General features: G+C 58.3%; 14 protein-coding genes. 7 read left to right on the top strand and 7 right to left on the bottom strand.

Features of this window, described 5'->3' with window-relative positions; translation table 11 throughout:
* Positions 1-39: 39 nt before the first annotated feature.
* The 3 genes from AC1RQI_RS14465 to AC1RQI_RS14455 form a co-directional block, all read right to left on the bottom strand.
* A complete protein-coding gene (locus tag AC1RQI_RS14465) occupies positions 40-735 on the bottom strand; it encodes a UvrD-helicase domain-containing protein (protein WP_481905349.1) in 696 nt (231 codons plus the stop codon).
* A 129-nt stretch (positions 736-864) separates the two neighbouring features.
* Complete coding sequence (locus AC1RQI_RS14460; protein WP_481905348.1) at positions 865-1,440, bottom strand: UvrD-helicase domain-containing protein; 576 nt, start codon at positions 1,438-1,440, stop codon at positions 865-867.
* Entirely contained in the window at positions 1,437-4,109 is a 2,673-nt protein-coding gene (locus AC1RQI_RS14455) for a PD-(D/E)XK nuclease family protein (protein ID WP_481905347.1), read from the bottom strand. The genes AC1RQI_RS14460 and AC1RQI_RS14455 overlap by 4 nt, the downstream gene beginning before the upstream one ends.
* Before the next feature lie 435 nt (positions 4,110-4,544).
* Here AC1RQI_RS14455 and msrB point away from each other — a divergent pair, with 435 nt between their 5' ends.
* From msrB to AC1RQI_RS14440, 3 genes are all read left to right on the top strand, one after another.
* Entirely contained in the window at positions 4,545-5,087 is a 543-nt protein-coding gene (gene msrB, locus AC1RQI_RS14450; protein WP_481905346.1) for a peptide-methionine (R)-S-oxide reductase MsrB, read from the top strand.
* 5 nt (positions 5,088-5,092) lie between these two features.
* The gene (gene msrA / locus AC1RQI_RS14445) at positions 5,093-5,680 is read left to right on the top strand and encodes a peptide-methionine (S)-S-oxide reductase MsrA (protein WP_481905345.1); all 588 of its coding nucleotides are present in this window, start codon (positions 5,093-5,095) and stop codon (positions 5,678-5,680) included.
* Between the two features lie 80 nt (positions 5,681-5,760).
* A complete protein-coding gene (locus tag AC1RQI_RS14440) occupies positions 5,761-6,141 on the top strand; it encodes a PilZ domain-containing protein (protein WP_481905344.1) in 381 nt (126 codons plus the stop codon).
* Between the two features lie 13 nt (positions 6,142-6,154).
* Here AC1RQI_RS14440 and AC1RQI_RS14435 read toward each other — a convergent pair whose 3' ends face one another.
* From AC1RQI_RS14435 to AC1RQI_RS14425, 3 genes are all read right to left on the bottom strand, one after another.
* A complete protein-coding gene (locus tag AC1RQI_RS14435; RefSeq protein ID WP_481905343.1) occupies positions 6,155-7,987 on the bottom strand; it encodes a putative bifunctional diguanylate cyclase/phosphodiesterase in 1,833 nt (610 codons plus the stop codon).
* Between the two features lie 207 nt (positions 7,988-8,194).
* Positions 8,195-8,680 (bottom strand): helix-hairpin-helix domain-containing protein, encoded by a 486-nt coding sequence (locus tag AC1RQI_RS14430; RefSeq protein ID WP_481905342.1) that lies wholly within the window; start codon positions 8,678-8,680, stop codon positions 8,195-8,197.
* 75 nt (positions 8,681-8,755) lie between these two features.
* The gene (locus AC1RQI_RS14425) at positions 8,756-10,285 is read right to left on the bottom strand and encodes a GNAT family N-acetyltransferase (protein ID WP_416634536.1); all 1,530 of its coding nucleotides are present in this window, start codon (positions 10,283-10,285) and stop codon (positions 8,756-8,758) included.
* A gap of 127 nt (positions 10,286-10,412) precedes the next feature.
* Here AC1RQI_RS14425 and AC1RQI_RS14420 point away from each other — a divergent pair, with 127 nt between their 5' ends.
* Together AC1RQI_RS14420 and AC1RQI_RS14415 are read left to right on the top strand one after the other, a co-directional pair.
* On the top strand, positions 10,413-12,299 hold the full coding sequence (locus AC1RQI_RS14420; RefSeq protein ID WP_481905341.1) for a methyl-accepting chemotaxis protein: 1,887 nt from the start codon (positions 10,413-10,415) through the stop codon (positions 12,297-12,299).
* 13 nt (positions 12,300-12,312) lie between these two features.
* Positions 12,313-12,849, top strand: coding sequence for a YiiD C-terminal domain-containing protein (locus AC1RQI_RS14415; RefSeq protein WP_481905340.1), 537 nt, complete (start codon positions 12,313-12,315; stop codon positions 12,847-12,849).
* A 15-nt stretch (positions 12,850-12,864) separates the two neighbouring features.
* On the opposite strand, the gene AC1RQI_RS14410 is transcribed toward AC1RQI_RS14415, so the two are convergent.
* Complete coding sequence (locus AC1RQI_RS14410; protein ID WP_481905339.1) at positions 12,865-14,874, bottom strand: transglycosylase SLT domain-containing protein; 2,010 nt, start codon at positions 14,872-14,874, stop codon at positions 12,865-12,867.
* Between the two features lie 430 nt (positions 14,875-15,304).
* On the opposite strand from AC1RQI_RS14410, the gene AC1RQI_RS14405 reads away from it, so the two are divergent.
* Together AC1RQI_RS14405 and AC1RQI_RS14400 are read left to right on the top strand one after the other, a co-directional pair.
* Positions 15,305-15,520, top strand: coding sequence for a helix-turn-helix domain-containing protein (locus AC1RQI_RS14405; protein ID WP_416634532.1), 216 nt, complete (start codon positions 15,305-15,307; stop codon positions 15,518-15,520).
* Between the two features lie 56 nt (positions 15,521-15,576).
* On the top strand, positions 15,577-16,770 hold the full coding sequence (locus AC1RQI_RS14400) for a 1-acyl-sn-glycerol-3-phosphate acyltransferase (protein ID WP_481905338.1): 1,194 nt from the start codon (positions 15,577-15,579) through the stop codon (positions 16,768-16,770).
* Positions 16,771-16,866: the final 96 nt, after the last annotated feature.

Below are 16,866 nucleotides of genomic sequence, written 5' to 3'. Positions count from 1 at the left end.
CTCCAATGCTTAACAGGATGGAATCAGTGTGAGGGGTGTTCAGGCCAGCGAATAGGTGTCGGTTCGTTGGCGCTTACCTTCTTCCTGTGGCGCCAGCGCCTGATACTGTTCGCCAAACAGAGCCTTCCCCATCGGGTTGATGAAGGCCATAAGCGCAGGTGTGCTACGCCAGTTGCTTTCCAGCTCCTGGACATCGCCCTGGTTGGCATGCTCCTGCTCGATCAGGGCGTTGAACAGCCGCGGGTCGGCCCCCTGGAACTCCATGATGGACTGCTTCAGGTCCCCGACGATCAGTGTAGGGATTCCTTGCTCCTGTAGGCGTTGAAGCAGGGCGTACTGGAGTGGGTTGGTGTCCTGAAATTCGTCGATGATGAGGCAATCGAACCGGTCTGCAACTTCCTGCCGCCACTCCGGGGTGTCCAGAATGGTGCTGGCGAGGCCAACCATGTCGCCGTAGTCGATCAGCCCGGACTCCACCTTCAGGGCCTGGTAGTGCGCGAGAGCCTCCAGTGCGCCCCGGAGCAGGTAGTCGATATGGGCCAGTGCTTCGTTCAGTGGGCCTGGATGGACCTGCAGCTGGTCGGCAGCGTTCCAGATGGCTTCAGCCAGGTAGGCGTGTTCGTGATCGCCTTTTTTCTCGTCTTTGATGTCGGGGGCTTTTACTTCCTGGAGCTGTTTCCAGAGCCCCCAGTCGTTCTGAAGGCGCTCGGGCGTGGCATCGTAGATTGCATCCACAAAAGCCCGTGTCTCTTTATTGGAGTTCCATTCATTGGCCAGCGCGGACTTATCGGGGTATTCGGCTTTAAGGGCTTCAATTGCGCCCCAGAGTTGCTGGCGCAGTGTCTCCGCATTGAACGTTTGCCCTTAGAGGTCCTTTGCAAGGCCCTGTGCCTGTTCGAGTAGAGTGCGGGCATCCTTCTCATCGCCTGACTCGCCTTTGCCCAGAGAGCGAAGGTGATTGGCCACACTGAGCAGTGTGTTCTGGAGTTCGTCCGCCGGCTCCACGAACCCGTCCTTGCGGTAGCTGCCGGTGTAACCGTACTGCGCCAGGTTGTCGATTAACGGCGCGATCGCCTCAACCTGGTTGAGCGCCCGGCTGAGCAGCAGTTTCTGCTCATGCTCCGTCAGCTGCCGTGGCTCTGGGGAAAGGCCTTTTTCCCAGGCGAAGCCCTCCACGATTTCTCGCCCGAAGGCGTGGATCGTGGTGATGGTCGCATCCTGCACCCGGTTGGCTTCTTCAATGAGCCCAGCTTTGAGCAGGTCAATCCGGATCCGTTGACGCATCTCGTTGGCAGCCGCCTTGGTGAAGGTGACCGCCAGGATACGATCCGGCGCCACGGCGCCATGTCTGACCCAGTCGGTCAGCTGCGTCTGAATGGTGTGGGTTTTGCCAGCACCAGCGCCAGCCTTGATCAGAGTGAGAGGATTCGGTGTGGTCATTCAGGGCTCTCCGTATCCGGCCGGGTAAAACGTTTGATCAGAGGCCTTTCGTTGCTTTCGGTAAGCGCGTAGGTTTTGACCCCCTCGCTCTTCCAGGCTTTGGCGTCGCCATCGTTGTTGAGCGTTACGATCCCATCTCTGAGGTCACTGATGCGTTGCTGGATAAGATCTGCTGCTTGCTCGGATTGTTTTTCCAGCGGCACGCTGGGTTGCTTGGCATGAACACCGGGTACCTCCTCAAGGGGGTAATCCGAGACCATGTGGCAGTCGTTCATAGTGAAGTAGCCACTGAGCACGCTCGTTGAGCCGTGGCTTTGGCTGTACAGGCTGCGATAGATGTAGGTCTGCAGGTCATAGCCTTTATCCAGCCGCTTGAGGTGGTCCGGATGCTTGGACTTTTTGTAGTCCAGCACGAGCGTGTTCTGATCCCGTTCGAGAATGGCGTCCGCCCAACCGGCTACGGAAATACCCCACAGAGTGCCGTGCAGCTGAACCTCGGCCTGCGCTAGCTTCCAGCCGGTTTGCTGGCACCAGGTCATGAACCCCTGTAGCGCCGCTCGCACTTGTTGGCGGAGCTGGCGTCGACTGAACTCCCAGTCCGGCAGGTTCAGGAACGGAGCCTGGGTGGCTACGGCTTCTTTGAAATAGGACTCAAACCTTTGGTCGCTCCAGTCCTGTTCCGGCTCTTTGGCGTAGAGCTCGAAAACGTGGTGCGCGACGCTGCCTTGGACTGCGGGGCCCGCTTTGAGCGGTTCCCACTGCCTGGATGTGAGGTGGAACCGATCCAGGACCCAGACCAGTGGTGAAAGCAACAACCGCTCCAGGCTGCTTGGAGATTCCGGGAGTGGCTTTTCACGATTCTCGTCTTTGGCGTTAAGCAGGTCCTTGCCTAACGTCAGATCCCTCAGATGGGGTTCGGATGCTGGCTCTGGGGTGATGGCGCTCGGCTCCAGCAGAGGGTGCTCGAATGAGGTGGCAGGGGTGAGCAACGCCTCGGGCTTCAGGTTTTCCGGGGCCATGAAGCACAGAGCCATGTCCACCAGTGTTTCGCTGGCTTCAAGCTTGGTGCCGTCGTAATCACGCTGAGCAAGCGTGAACGTGATCCGGTCGTCCGCGCGTGCCAGAAGCTGACGGAAGCGTTGTTGCCAATTTGTCCGCTCTTGCTCAATTGAGGGTATTTTAAGAGTCGTTTTGTCTTTCAGGGAATCAAAGCGGTCTCTTGGTATTGCCCCGGTGGCTGCTCCGCTGTACTGGTAGTTCCCTTGATTAAAGCCAACCACGAAGAGCTCGGACACTTGGAAGGGCAGAGGTGAATCTTCTCGGATCAGCGTGACAGCGTTGAGCAGGCGTTTTGCCTCGGTATCCAAAACAATCTCGCCAACCGGGAGTTGGGCGAGGGCACGGCGGGCGTAATCGGTCTGGCCCTGATCGCTGTAGGTATTCAGCAGGGTGGCAAGTTCGTCCAGAAGCTCATTCATGCGCGCCTGAGTGAGCGTGAGCTGATTGCGGGTTTCGCAACGTTCAACGATTCTGCTCAGCCATTCCATGAGGCTGCCAGGGTCATCTTCTACTTCCCGTTGGAATAGGCGGTCGAGCAGTGCCTGTTCCTCTGTGTCGTTACTCTCCGGATTCTTGCCGCTCTGGATCCGTTCAGCGAAGCGATGTCCGCGGGAGATTGACCACGGCATGAGCGGGTTTATGAGCACACTCATGCGGGCCATAGGCACGCTTGGGTTGAGGTGGTAATTGAGCAAGTCGTGGAGCAGGGCGGTTTGCCAGTCCCAGATCCTTGTGGTGCCGGAAACATTGTTCAGCAGGAAACCCGCCTTGTTCAGAAGGCTTTCAAGGTGGTGTGCGTAGTCACTGGCCTCTGGCACCACCACAGCCATACGCTCGGGGGGTGTTCCCTCAGTGGCGGCCTTCTGGATCATTGCGGTGACGACCTGGACTTCCTGCAATGCGTCGCGGAAGGTGAGCCAGTAAGTGGCTTCGATAGGAATCGGGGGTTGTTCTGGCGCAAAAAGCGATTCGTCGAATGAGTGTAGCGATTGCTTGCCGTTTGTACCTGGTTGTTGGAGTTGTTTTGGTACCTTCTCATCCCGGGGCTGTGGGTTGTCAGGGTCTTCTGGCTCCTGGCATGCGGCGGTCATTTGTACCGCGATAACGATTTCCCGCTGCCAAGGGTAGAGTCTCTGCAAGTCCTGGTGCAGGTGGATGTGGAGAGGCTCGATAGCCGGTTGATGCTGAACCTGATGCCACTGTGCAGCGACCGCTTGTACCCCCGGGCGGATGGAGCCCATCGCCTGGTGCAGTCGAACCAGATCATTAAAGTAGCGCTCATAGCGACCACAGGGCGATTCTATTGGCTGGAGCGTTTCCTCGATCAGTAGGTGATTGAGGGCAAACTGCAGGGATTGAGACAGCTTTGCGATTGTCTGGGCCTCGTCGGTCTGCAGGTTCTGCTGCCAGAACGCATTCTCAACCCTGGGAGCGGCTTCCCGTAGCTGCGCCTCCCAATCCTGCTCATCCGGCACAACCAGCCATAGCTCCGCCAGCGTTTTCAGAAGCGCATCCACATCCCCAACGCGCACGCCGAGGGTATTCTCCCGTGCCAGTTCCCGGCGGGTCTGGGCGGCGGTTAGCGCATTTTCAACGAGGATGAAGTGCAAGAGAATTCCTTCTGGTTGCTGTTACCCAAGCTACGGGAAGAGCCAATTTCCATTATGGGATGCCAGGCGACACCCTGTGTCGTCATAGACCAGATGGGATAACACGCGCGACTGCACAAGGTGGAAGGCTTGGCGATCATATGCCTCTGAGCGTAGCAAAGGATTAAGCGTGCAAGTAAGGGGTTTAGCCGGAACTGTGGGGTATTACGCTGTTGGGGATGTGTTTCCCTGGAATCTGGTCGGGCTAGGTATGGGATTGGCCCTGGCTACGATCTGCCGACGTCTTGGTATTCCAGTTAACCAGTAGCTCCAGTATGTTCCGGCCTTGCCGGGCGGCCTCCACCGGACTGGGGACACCCGTGAAAACTTGTGGCAATCCTGAGGGTGCCCCAGGTTCGTATATAAGGGATAACCCTCGAATTAAGGAGACACACGATGCAGCGCAGGCAGTTGCTTGCAGGCCTTATCGCGGGCGGGGCGTTGGCCCGCTTCCCGGCGGCCTGGGCGAAGGGCAGTAGCGATATCCGTTACTTTCATGAAATAGCCGTCCCCGCTGGCCAGCTTGAATCGCTGGAGCGTAAGGCGCAGTGGTGGCGTGAACGGATCGCCGAGGATGCCTGGCGGATCCTGTTCCGGGAAGAAACGGAGCCGGCCGGCTCGAGCGCGCTCAACGACGAAGACCGCAACGGCACCTTCATCTGTGCCGCCTGCCATCTGGCGCTGTTCAGTTCGCATACCAAGTACGAGTCCGGGACTGGTTGGCCGAGCTTCTGGGCAGCCTATGACAAGCACGTTGAGACCAAGACGGATTACAAGGCATTCTTCCCCCGCACTGAATACCATTGTACGCGCTGTGGTGGCCACCAGGGGCATATCTTTGATGATGGCCCGGAGCCAACGGGAAAACGTTGGTGCAATAACGGGCTGGCGCTTAAATTTGTGCCGGAAGGGGAAGTGCTTCCGGCGTTGAGAGGGTAACCAGGATGCGCTTTGGGATTGCGTTGTTGCTTGTCCTGACCGTTGTGTCGGGCCATGCCCGCGAAGGCACTGAAACGGCGGTCTTTGCCGGTGGCTGTTTCTGGTGCATGGAACCTCCCTACGACAAACTGGAAGGGGTTACGGACACCACCAGTGGCTATGCGGGCGGGACGCTCAAAGATCCCTCCTATGAACAGGTGAGTTCGGGTGAAACCGATCACCTGGAAGTCGTCCGGGTGCGCTACAACCCGGAGAAAGTGGCCTATGAGAAGCTTCTGGAAGTCTACTGGCGGAATGTTGATCCCCTGGACGACGGCGGGCAGTTCTGCGACCGGGGCCAGCAGTACACCACGGCCATCTTCACCCAGTCGCAGGCGCAGCGGGAAGCGGCGGAAGCGTCAAAGCAGGCGCTGGAGGCGTCCGGCCGTTTTGATCAGCCGATCGTCACGCCGGTGCGCAAGCTGGAGGCGTTCTACCCGGCAGAGGATTACCACCAGAATTATTACGAGAAAAATCCCATCCGGTACTGGTTCTACCGCAACAGCTGCGGACGTGATGCGCGGCTTGAGACACTCTGGGGAGCCAGTTCGTGATTCAAATGGAACCGCGGGCTTTACCCCCTGATCACCCTCAACCACAATAAACAGAGGTACCGATCAGGAGACTTTCGGGGATGAATGAGCGGCGTCGAGAACAGCGCCTGCCGTGGGTATCCATGGATGCCCGGGTCAAGGTTCGTAAAGGGCTCATCGGCTCAAGCTGGGTTGATGTGGATGTGGTGGATTACAACCGCCTGGGGATTGGGGTTGTTGCTTCCGATGAGATTCTCAGGCCGGAAAGCCGCGTGCAGGTGAGTCTGCGGCTGAACACGGAAGTTGGTGCCATCACGGTGGATCAGGTGGCAGCCACGGTGCGCCACGCTCAGACGGACGAACACGGCTACTTTTTCGGGTTGGAATTTGACCCGGAATGTTCTCAGGGGGTTTCGGAATCACTTCAGCGTATTGAAGGCATCCTGACCCGTCACCAGGAGCTGACCGACAAGGTCCAGTGAATCAGCCGCTCAGTCAGGCTTTGAGCTCACTTGTGTTGTCCTCGCTGAAATAGCGATAGAGTTCGTCAAAGCTCATTGGCGGGGCGTAACGGTAGCCCTGTACCAGCGCACAACCGTGCATGCGCAGGAAGTATTCCTGCTGCTCGGTTTCCACGCCTTCCGCGACCACGTCCTTTTCCATCTGGTGCGCCATATTGATGATGGTGGTGGCGACGTCCGTGTTGGGCCCGTGCTCTGGGATCTGTTGCACGAACGTCTGGCCGATCTTGAACCGGTCCACTGGTAAAGAGCGCAATTGCTGTAGGCTGCTGTAGCCGGTTCCAAAGTCATCGAGGGTCGTGGTTACGCCTGTGGCGTGGATACGCTTGAGCTGGGCACGGGCTGTCTCCGGCTCTTGCGACAGCATGTCTTCGTGGATGTCGATCTCCAGATAATGGGCGTCCAGCCCGGATGTGCTCAGCGCGAAGTCAATGACGTTTTCAAGCCCCGGATCCCGGAATTGGCGGGCCGAGAGGTTGACCGCCACGCGCACCCCACGCCCCAGCAACTGGTGCAGCAGCTTGATCTGCATGCAGGCCTGCTGAAGGACCCAATTGCCCAGCGGCATGATAAGCCCCGTGTCTTCGGCTACAGGGATGAACGTCTCCGGGGACAACTCGCCCCGTTGTGGGTGCTGCCAGCGCACCAGTGCCTCCATGGCGGTGATTTCGCCGGTATTGAGGTCCACCTGGGGCTGGAACAGAAGGAAGAATTCTTCCCGGCGCAGACCATGACGGAGCTCGCGCTCCAGCGTCATCAGCTGTTCAGCGCGCTCGTTCAGGCTTTCGGTATAGAAGTCGTACTGGTCCCGGCCTTTGTCTTTGGCCCGGTACAGCGCGAGGTCTGCGTTTTTCATCAATCCATCGGGCGAGTCGCCATCAGCCGGTGCCGTGGTGATGCCGATGCTGGTTGAGATCAACACTTCCTGCCCCTTGAGCCGTATCGGTGCCTTGAGGCTGGACAGGATATTCTCGGCGATCATGGTCAGATCTTTCGTGTCCGACACATCGTGCAGGAGGATCGTGAACTCGTCGCCACCCAGACGGGCGACTGTATCCTGGGCGCGGACACAGGACTTCAGGCGGTCGGCAACGGTGAGCAGCAGTATATCGCCGGCATCATGGCCTAGGCTGTCGTTGACCTGTTTGAACTGGTCCAGGTCCAGAAAGAGCAGGGCAATCCGGTTCTGCTGGCGGCTGACGCTCTGCAGGGCTTGTTCCAGCCGGTCCTGGAAGAGGCGCCGGTTGGCAAGGTTGGTGAGACTGTCAAAAAGTGCCAGCTGCTCCATACGCTCGTGGGCGAGCTTGAGTTCGGTCATATCCACCGCGGACACGATGTAATTCACTGGGCTGCCGTCGGCGTCGAGCACCGAGGACGTGGTTACGGCGGTCCATAAGGGGGTGCTGCCCTTGGTGCGGCATAACAATTCGCCCTTCCAGTGGGGTTGCAGACAGTCCAGAAAATTGGTTAGCACGCCGGTTTCGGTGCCTCTGAGGTTCATGGTCGCACTGAGCGTGGCGACGGAATGGCCGAGCACGTCATCGCGGGCAAACCCCGTGAGCTGGCAGAAGCGGTCGTTGACGAACTCGATGCATCCGCTCGAATCCGTTATGAGGATCATGGCGCCACTGTTCATGACGGCGCTGGAAAATTTGGTCAACGTTGACTCACGCTCATTCTGCTGCCTGCGCGACTCGGCGAGCCGGAGGCTCAGAATGACTGTGGTCGCGATCAGGCCCAGCACGGTGATGCCTGCTGTGGCCGTCACAGTGAGGGTCAGCCAGGCTGGAAAGGATTCCAGTGCCATGAGCGCCATCCTTTTATTATTTCCTTGTGAGGATGTTTCAACATCCACACTAGACAACATCCTTCAAATAATAGGGAATTGCGTCACAAATGGCTTGAGATAAACGAAGATTTTACGTGTTTGCGCTTGTAAAGCTGCTTTTCAGTTTGTAATTGCGGGAGGGGCCGGGGGCAAAAGCAGTGCCCCCGGAAATCGACTGGAAAGGCATTAAACCAGTTTCTTGGCTTCTTCCTGCCAGCTGGCGAAGTTTTTCAGTTTACGGAACTCCTCAAGCTTTTTCTGATCCTCTTCCGAAGGGTTAGCCAGTTGGTTGATGGAGGTGATGCCCTTGGCCTGCATCTTTTCAGCCGTGGCCGGCCCGATGCCTTTGATCCTGGTGAGGTCATCCTTGCCAGAGTCAGTTTTCTTACCGGCGGTCTTGCCCGTGTTGGTGCCGCTCTTGCCCGGGGACTGGGTCGTTTTCGGAGCGGCCTGAGTGGCTGGCTTCGATTGTGTGGCGGGTTGACCGCCACTCGACGTACCCGATTGGGGGCCATCAGTTGGTTTGTCGCCGAGGCCTACCCGTTCCATCACCTGTTCACGCAGGTCATTGACCTGGCTCTGTAGTGTGTCGATCTGTTTGAGGGCATCGCCGACCAACTGCTCCACGCGTTCGATCAGCGAGCTGATGCCCAGTTTCTTTTTCTTACCCATCGATTGTTCTCCCTGAATATGCCTGTGATTCCGAGCCCATAACGCGATTCCAGTCTAACATTTCACCAGCTTGGGTCACCCCCGCCATTTGAGCTCGTACAGGTCCGGTCGGCGATCCTTCAGATTGGTGACAGAGCCCTCGGCGCGGATGACTTTCAATTTGTCCAGATCAAGATCCGAGAACATGATCATTTCCGTGTTGGGTGTTGATTCGGACATGACCGCGTCGTGGGGAAAGGCGAAGTCACTGGGAGAAAAGACCGAGGATTGCGCGTACTGGACGTCCAGGCTTTCCACTCGGGGCAGGTTGCCTACACTCCCGGTGATCACCACATAGCATTCGTTTTCCACGGCTCGGGCCTGGGCACAGTTGCGCACCCTCAGATAGCTGTTCTTGGTGTCCGTCCAGAAGGGGACGAATACCACATCCACGCCCTGGTCCTGGGTCGCGGCAATGCGTGTGAGTTCGGGGAACTCAACGTCATAGCAGATCTGGATCATGACCCGGCCGGCATCGGTCTCGAAAACACCCAGTTCATTGCCGCCCTCGATTACCCAGTCGCGGCGTTCGTGGGGCGTGATGTGGAGCTTTCGCTGTTCGTCGATCCGGCCATCCCTGTGGCACAGGTAGGATACGTTGTAGATCCGGTCATCCTCGAACAGCGGCATGGAGCCGGCCACGATGTTGATGTTGTAGCTCACCGCCATCTGGGACATTTCGTCCCGGAATTTCTCGGTGAAGGCGGCCAGGAAACGGATGGCCTTGGTCTGGTCCGTCTGGTCCGTGAGGCCCATGAGCGAGGCATTGAAGAATTCCGGGAAGACGGCGAAGTCACTCTTGTAGTCCGAGAGTGCGTCCACGAAGTACTCCACCTGGCGCAGCACTTCGTCCACTGAGTTGAACTCACGCATCTGCCATTGCACGGCGCCCAGCCGGATCTGGCTCCGGCGACTTGCGAGCACCGAGGATGGCGGCTCAAACATGATGTTGTTCCACTCAAGAAGTGTTGCGTAACCTCTTGATTTCTCGTCTTCCGGAATGTACTTGTGCAGCAGCCGCTTGACCTGGAAGTCGTTTGAAAGCTGAAAGGAGAGGATGGGATCGTAGATTTCCTTGCGATGGACCTGCTTGATGTACTCAGCGGGGGAGAGCTCATCCGCGTATTGCTCGTAACCCGGAATGCGGCCGCCGGCGAGGATCGCGCGCATGTTGAGGCTGCGGCACAGTTCCTTGCGGGCGTCGTAGAGTCGGCGCCCGAGGCGGTAGCCGCGGTAATCCGGGTGGATGAACACATCCAGGCCGTACAGGGTGTCGCCCTCGGGGTTGTAAAGGATGCGGTCATTCTTCATGACCAGGTCATCGTAGGTATGCGGGTTGGAGAAACGCTGGTAATCCACCCGGGCCGTCAGCGCCACTGCTACCAGGCGGCCGTTGTCTTCGATGCAGATCTGGCCATCCGGAAACTTCTCGATCATGTGCTTGATGGTGTCCCGCGGCCAGGCACCACCGATGTCGTTATAGACCAGATCCATCAGTTCGCGCAGCTGCGGGTAGTCGCGCAGCTCCAGGTTGCGCGTCTGGAGGTGGAGTTCGTCGTGGGCCATCAAGCTTTCTCTCCTTACTCGGTTGGTCGACAACTTGCACCGGGCCAATGATAACCCATGTTCGATGACGGGCGATGTTGGCTGTTAACAACTATGCTGTCCATGAGTCTCCCAATGGAGTGTCCTGATGAAAACACTATCCTTTAACCAGAAGTTGCTGATCGTTTTCGGTACCTTGCTGGTACTGGCGATGCTGGCCAGCGCGGTACTGAACGATAGCCGCCTTAGTGCGCACACAGAACGTAACCTCAACGCCTTGAAAGAGCAGGTGGTGGACCAGAGTACGGCTACCATTGCCCAGTGGCTCAATACCCGCCTTGAGACGACGCAGAGTTTTGCGCAAGCTGCGGAATCGGTCTCCAGCGACGATGGCATAAGGGCGCTTGCGGGAACAGCCGTGGATAGCCTGGACCTCAAGAATTTCTATGTGGGAACCGGGGACGGGACCATGCTGATGCAGAGCCGGTCCGCGGAAAATTCGTTGCCAAGCGACTTTGATCCCTCGGAACGTCCCTGGTTCCGTAAGGCACGATCCGATGGCGCTGGTTTTACCCAACCCTACATGGACGCGGCGAGTAACGGCATGATCATTACGGCCACCGCGCCCGTGAATGCCGGGGAGTATGAAGGGGTGGCCGGCGCTGACATCAGTATGAGCGCGATCCACGATATACTGGCCCCTATCACCATGGCGGATACTGGCTATGCCATGCTGGTCAGTGGTGATGGAACGGTGCTTTACCATCCGGAATCAGACAACATTAACAGTTCCCTATCCAAAGTTCTGGGTGATGATATGCCTCTGGATGGGTCCCAGCGCTCGGTTGAGGTGGATGGTGAGCAGTATCTTGCCAGTTTCCACCGGATTTCTAAGGCGAAGGGCGTGGACTGGTATGTCGGGCTCATGGTCAACGAAAGCAAGGCCTGGGCACCGGTGATCCAGGGCCGCTGGAATGCTCTCGCGAGCACGATCGTGGCTCTTCTTATCACGCTCGGCCTGATCTACGTCAGCATCAACATCCTGCTGAGACCGGCGCGGCGGTTGCTCAAGGCCATGAATGAAATCGCCTCCGGGGGCGGGGATCTGACCCAGCGCCTGGAGGTAGAGAGTCAGGATGAGTTCGGGCAACTGGCACAAGCGTTCAATGGTTTCGTTGAGGATGTTCGTGGCGTCGTGGCGGAAGCTCAGGAGAGTGCCAGCGAGTTGCAGCAGCACGTAGGCTCGCTGCGCAATGCCAGTGCCACCAGTCGTGACAGCGTCACCCAGCAGCAGAACGAGATTGATCAGGTTGCCACGGCCATCAACGAGATGTCCGCGGCGGTGAACGAGATTGCACAGAACGCCCAGAGTACAGCGGATTCAGCGGGCAATGCGGACAGCGACAGCAATGAGTCCTTGCAGACAGTGCAGTCCTCTAACGAGGCGGTGGAACGCCTTGGGCGGGAAATCGGCGAGGCGGCCGAGGTCATCAACAAGCTGGGTAACGATGTTGGAGAGATTACCGGGGTTCTGGAGGTGATTGAAGGCATTGCCGAACAGACCAACCTGTTGGCTCTGAACGCCGCGATTGAGGCGGCACGCGCCGGTGAGGCCGGGCGCGGCTTCGCCGTGGTTGCGGATGAGGTCAGGGCGCTCGCCAAACGGACCCAGGACAGCACCGAGCAGGTGAATACAATGATCACCCGTCTCAAGGAGGGGGCGGATCGGGCTGTAAGCGTGATGCAGGAATCCCAGGCAGTGAGCAATATGAGCATGGAAAAGGCACGGGATGCTATGGAGGCGCTGGAACGGATCAGCCAGGCGATCTCGGAGATCAGTGACCGCACCAGCCAGATCGCTACCGCTTCCGAGGAGCAGACCTCGGCCGTGGATGAGCTCAACAGCTCCATTACGCGCATTGCGGACCAGAGTAAGGACGCTGCGGAAGCTGCCTCGGAAAACGACCGTTTGAGCAGTGAAATCAGTGAGGTTGGAAGCACTCTTCATGATAAGGTAGCGCGTTTCAGGGTTTGACAGAGGAAACGTCATGAAAGTGTTCAATACCGTCGCCCCACGTGTGCGGGGCTATTTTGGGCAACTCGAGGAATCCGGCCGGCCCGTTCCCGGGCTGGCCCGATTTGAGAAGACGTTGGGTTACGGGGTGATCAATCGTTTGATCGCTGCCAGCGTGCCATTCACCCGCCGCAATGGCTTCAGGGTCGTGGAGCTGCGTGAGGGCTACATGCGTGCCCGGTTGAGTCGTAAGGGCAACCGCAACCATTTGGGGACGGTCTACGCTGGGGCTCAGTTCCTGCTCGCCGAGATCCCGTTTGGTGCCATGGCTCTGGTGGAATTCGAGGGGCGGCTGGTGCCTGTTCTCCGGGATCTCCATATTTTCTACGAGCAGCCTGCGCGTACGGACCTGGAGGTGGAGCTGACCCTGGACGCTGCCCGTAAGGCGCGTATTGAGGAGGATGTTGCCACAAATGGTAAGGCCGAGCTGGTGATTGAACTGGACCTTAAGGATACCAACGGTGAGGTCGTAGCCAGAGCACAGGCCAACTACCAGGTTCGCCCCGCCTGAGCGTATTGTGCGTGATCACTGCTGTGCGTCGTCGAGACACATGCAAGCGAGCTCGCGCTCTGTGAGCAGGTGTCCCGGCGGCTCGCCCCGCCGATAGCCATAGATCACTGTATAGGCCATCACGTTGCGCACGTATTGCCTTGTTTCGTGGTACGGCATGGTTTCCACCCAGATATCGGAATCCAGCTCCCGGGTTTCTTCGTCAATCCACTGGTTGACCCGATGCGCACCTGCGTTGTAAGCGGCTGTGGCGAGGATGCGGTTGTTGTCGAACCGGTCCAGTAGACTGCTCAGATGGGCACTGCCAAGCCGGATGTTGGCCTTGGGATTCAGCAGGGTAGTGACGCCATTGAAGCTGATTCCCGCCTGTTGCGCCGTCTCGCGCGCGGTTGAAGGCAGAAGCTGAAGAAGGCCGAAGGCGCCGCGATGGGAGCGGGCATCGCGCTGGAACGCGCTTTCCTGGCGCGCCAGGGCGTAGACCCAGTTCACGTCCAGGTTATAAGTTCTTGCCGCGCCGTGAAAATTCTGGCGGTGGGCGAGGGGAAACCGCATGCCAAGATGATCCCAGGCCCGGGTGGCTATGGCCCCGTGTACGCCCTGCTCGTGCCACCCCCAGCCCTGGGCGATGCGGGACGCAACCAGTATGTCACTGTCAGCCAGCTTATCCATCGCCTGACGCCATTCCGCTCTGGCGGCGTGCAGACGATCCAGGCGATACAGTTCCAGAGCCCGTTGAACCCCCGGAACAGCCATGACACGCTCAATCGCGTCACGGTTCACGGTCACGCCTTTGTGATTCAACGAATAGGGCTTGCCGAGCTGGTCCGCGGCCATAAACCCGTAGAAGGTCCGGCGCCCGGAAAGTTCCTCGTAAAGCGCCTGGGCCTGCGCTGGTTTTTCCAACTGGTCCAGGGCACGAGCCTGCCAGTACTGCCATCGGGGCTTGTCGCGGAGCTCGCGGCCCATGGCGCGTATGCGTTCCAGTACTTTCGGCCAGTTGCCGGCCCTCAGTGCCACCCGAACCTGCCATTCGCGCAGGGCTTCATCGTTGCCGTGAGACAGCGCTCTTGCGAGCCAGGTAGCGGCGTCTGGGTGGAAACGGGTAGCCAGCAGCAGCGCCAGGCGTTTGTCGATCCGCGCCACAGTGCCTGATGGATAGGAAAACCGTCCCCGGTAAAGCGGCCAGATCGTTGCAGCACGTTCCGGCGCCTGGTTCACCAACCGTCGCATGCCGTAAGCGACAACTCTGCCCAGGCGTTTGTTATTCCGATCAAACTCACGGGCCTTCTGGAGGCGTTCGGGATGGTTGTGAACCCTCAATAAAAGGCGTGACAGCGGGCGGTCGTCCTGGTCAAGGTAACGGCGCAGGTAACGCGCCAGGCGGATATTACCGTTGGTCACCGCGAGCTGGAATCGGGTCCAGGCGAGTTTTCGGGTCAATCCACCATTGTCGCGCCAGTAATCAAGAAGCGGGTTGCAGGCCTTGGGTAGCGAGTAGCCGCTTTGCCACAGCTCGGGCATTTGGTCCATTACCAGTTCGCGCCGGCCCCCTTTGAGATGGGCGCGCAAAGACAGGCATTGCAGCCGGTCACCGCCACTGGTGCCATCGTGCACCTGGCGGAGCGTTGCCCACTGGCCACTGCGCCCGAGATGGATAAGCCATTGCCTTCGCAGTGTTCCGGCCAGCGGGATAGTGCCATAGTCGGCCATCATGGATTCGATTTCAGCTGGTGTGGCCACGAAAAGCCGTTTGCTGAGACGTTTCAGTTCCAGGTACGGGTGCAGGGGGTAGTTTTCGAGCTTGGCGCTGAGCGTTTCATAGGCCTCCATGTCCTGGCTTTCAAGAGCCGCTTCCGCCTTGAGAAAGCGTTGCCTCTGTTCCTTGCGCGTTGTAGCGCCTTGCTTGGGCGCCATAACCGGTGTCGCCGTGGTGCCGGAGAGAGCTGATGATTCCAGTGTTGCGTGGGTGGTCGGTGCCGCCGACAGAGCAACCATCCAAACCAGCGTAAGAGTAAGCCGCCGCATCCCTGATCAAACCTTGTGATGACCGATTGGTAAAACCCATGGGTAAGCGCTGCGAACGACTGCCTTCATGCATCGCAACACTATCTTTTATAGCAGAGCGCAACCGGCAATGCAGGAAATCGTAATGTTGTTGAGCAAATCCTGGAGTGAGTCCCTCCACGGATCGTATTTAACATAATATACATTATGCGCAATTCTGTTGCAGGCTTCAGCACCTGAAAACAAGAAGCTTGGACGCCGTCACACGCGCCGAACACGGGGGCCGCCGTCAGCTTCCCTGATCCAGCCGTTTATGTAAGGATGAAACCGATTAGGGAGTGAAAACAAAAAGATATAAAATGCTGAAAAATCGTTGGACAGTCAGAGGATTATAGACTGTAGCACAGCACAAAAAGAATCGGGATAGTTTCGGCCTCATGAGAGGCGAGCCATGAAATACGACGCACAGAACTTTGGAACCAACGTCCGTGAAATCCGTAGAGCCCGGGCCATTTCCCAGGACCAGCTGGCCTTGCGGGCAGGCATTGACCGCAGTTACATGGGGCGCATTGAACGTGGTCAGGTGAATATCACACTCGAGAAGGTCTACCGGCTTGCGGAGGCGCTGGACTGCGATGTCCGTGAACTGCTGCCGCTGGGGACATGACTCTGGGCTAAAAGATGGCTATCCTGCCGTTCTGAAATTTGGCAAACGGAGCGGCAATGACCCACTCAGACGATATCCGGCCCTTTTCGGATGATGAGGTTCAGCCTGTTATCGACCGTCTGCTCAGTCGCCCTGAATTCCAGGACCTGATCGGGCGCTTCCGCATGGAATGGCTTCACCGCGTTCTGCCCGGGGCGGTGAGGTTGTGGGTTCGCTGGCAATTGGGCCGGCGTCTGCGCGACATCCACTCTGTGGAAACGCTGCAACACCGACTCGTGCCACTGATTGAACGCGGGCTTCGGAAAACCACGGATGCCATAACCTGGTCCGGTCTCGACCAACTGGATTCGCAGCGCCCCTGCCTGTTCCTATCCAGTCATCGGGATATCGTGCTGGATCCAGCGCTGGTCAACTTTGTGCTCTACAAAAGCGGTTACAGCACAACCCGTATTGCCATCGGCGACAATCTCGTGGAAAAGCCCATGGTTGCGGACATGATGCGGCTCAACAAGAGTTTCATCGTGCGGCGCAACCTCTCGAATCCGCGGGAAATGCGCAATGCATTTCTGACGCTTTCCCACTACATCCGTGAGTCTCTCGACGACGGCCACTCAATATGGATGGCCCAGCGCGAGGGTCGCGCCAAGGACAGCATCGACCTAACGGATCCCGCCATTATCAAGATGCTGCACATGAGCCACAAACGTGACGGCACGAGCATTTCCGAGGCCATAAAGGCCCCGAACATTGTGCCCGTGGCCATTTCCTACGAATATGACCCCTGTGATCGTGACAAGGCCAGGGAGCTTGAATCCCACTATCGTCTCGGCAGCTACAGCAAGCGCCCGGGAGAGGACATGGAGAGCATCGTACGCGGCATCACTGGTCATAAGGGGCGGGTCCATGTAGCGTTTGGCACTCCCCTATCGGAAACCTTTGAAAACGCTCAGGCTGCGGCTAGCGGGGTGGACGACCAGATTCTTTCCCTTCTGCGATTCTTTCCCGTGAATCACGCCGCGGCCGAAAAGCTGGCCACCCGCAATCAGGCGGGTCCCCTGCCCGAACGCGCGGACCAGCCTTCGCGGGCTGAATTGAAGCAGGCCCATGAATGGCTTGATAACCGGCTGCGGGATATTCCCCCAGAGCAGCATTCGTGGTTCCTTGGTGTCTACGCCAATGCCCTGCTGAGATCGGCGGGTATCGAGGTTGCTCAGCTCCGGGATCCGCTTGCAGAGGAGGCTCCACTTTGACATGCGCCTTGGCTAACACTGGCACCTGGGCATCCCCATGGCGACAATGAGTGGTATCGACTGCCAGGACCTGCCGGAGGACCCGACTCAATGGCG

The organism is Salicola sp. AFF1 (assembly GCF_056783195.1).
This window is presented reverse-complemented; position numbering and strand designations above follow the sequence as displayed.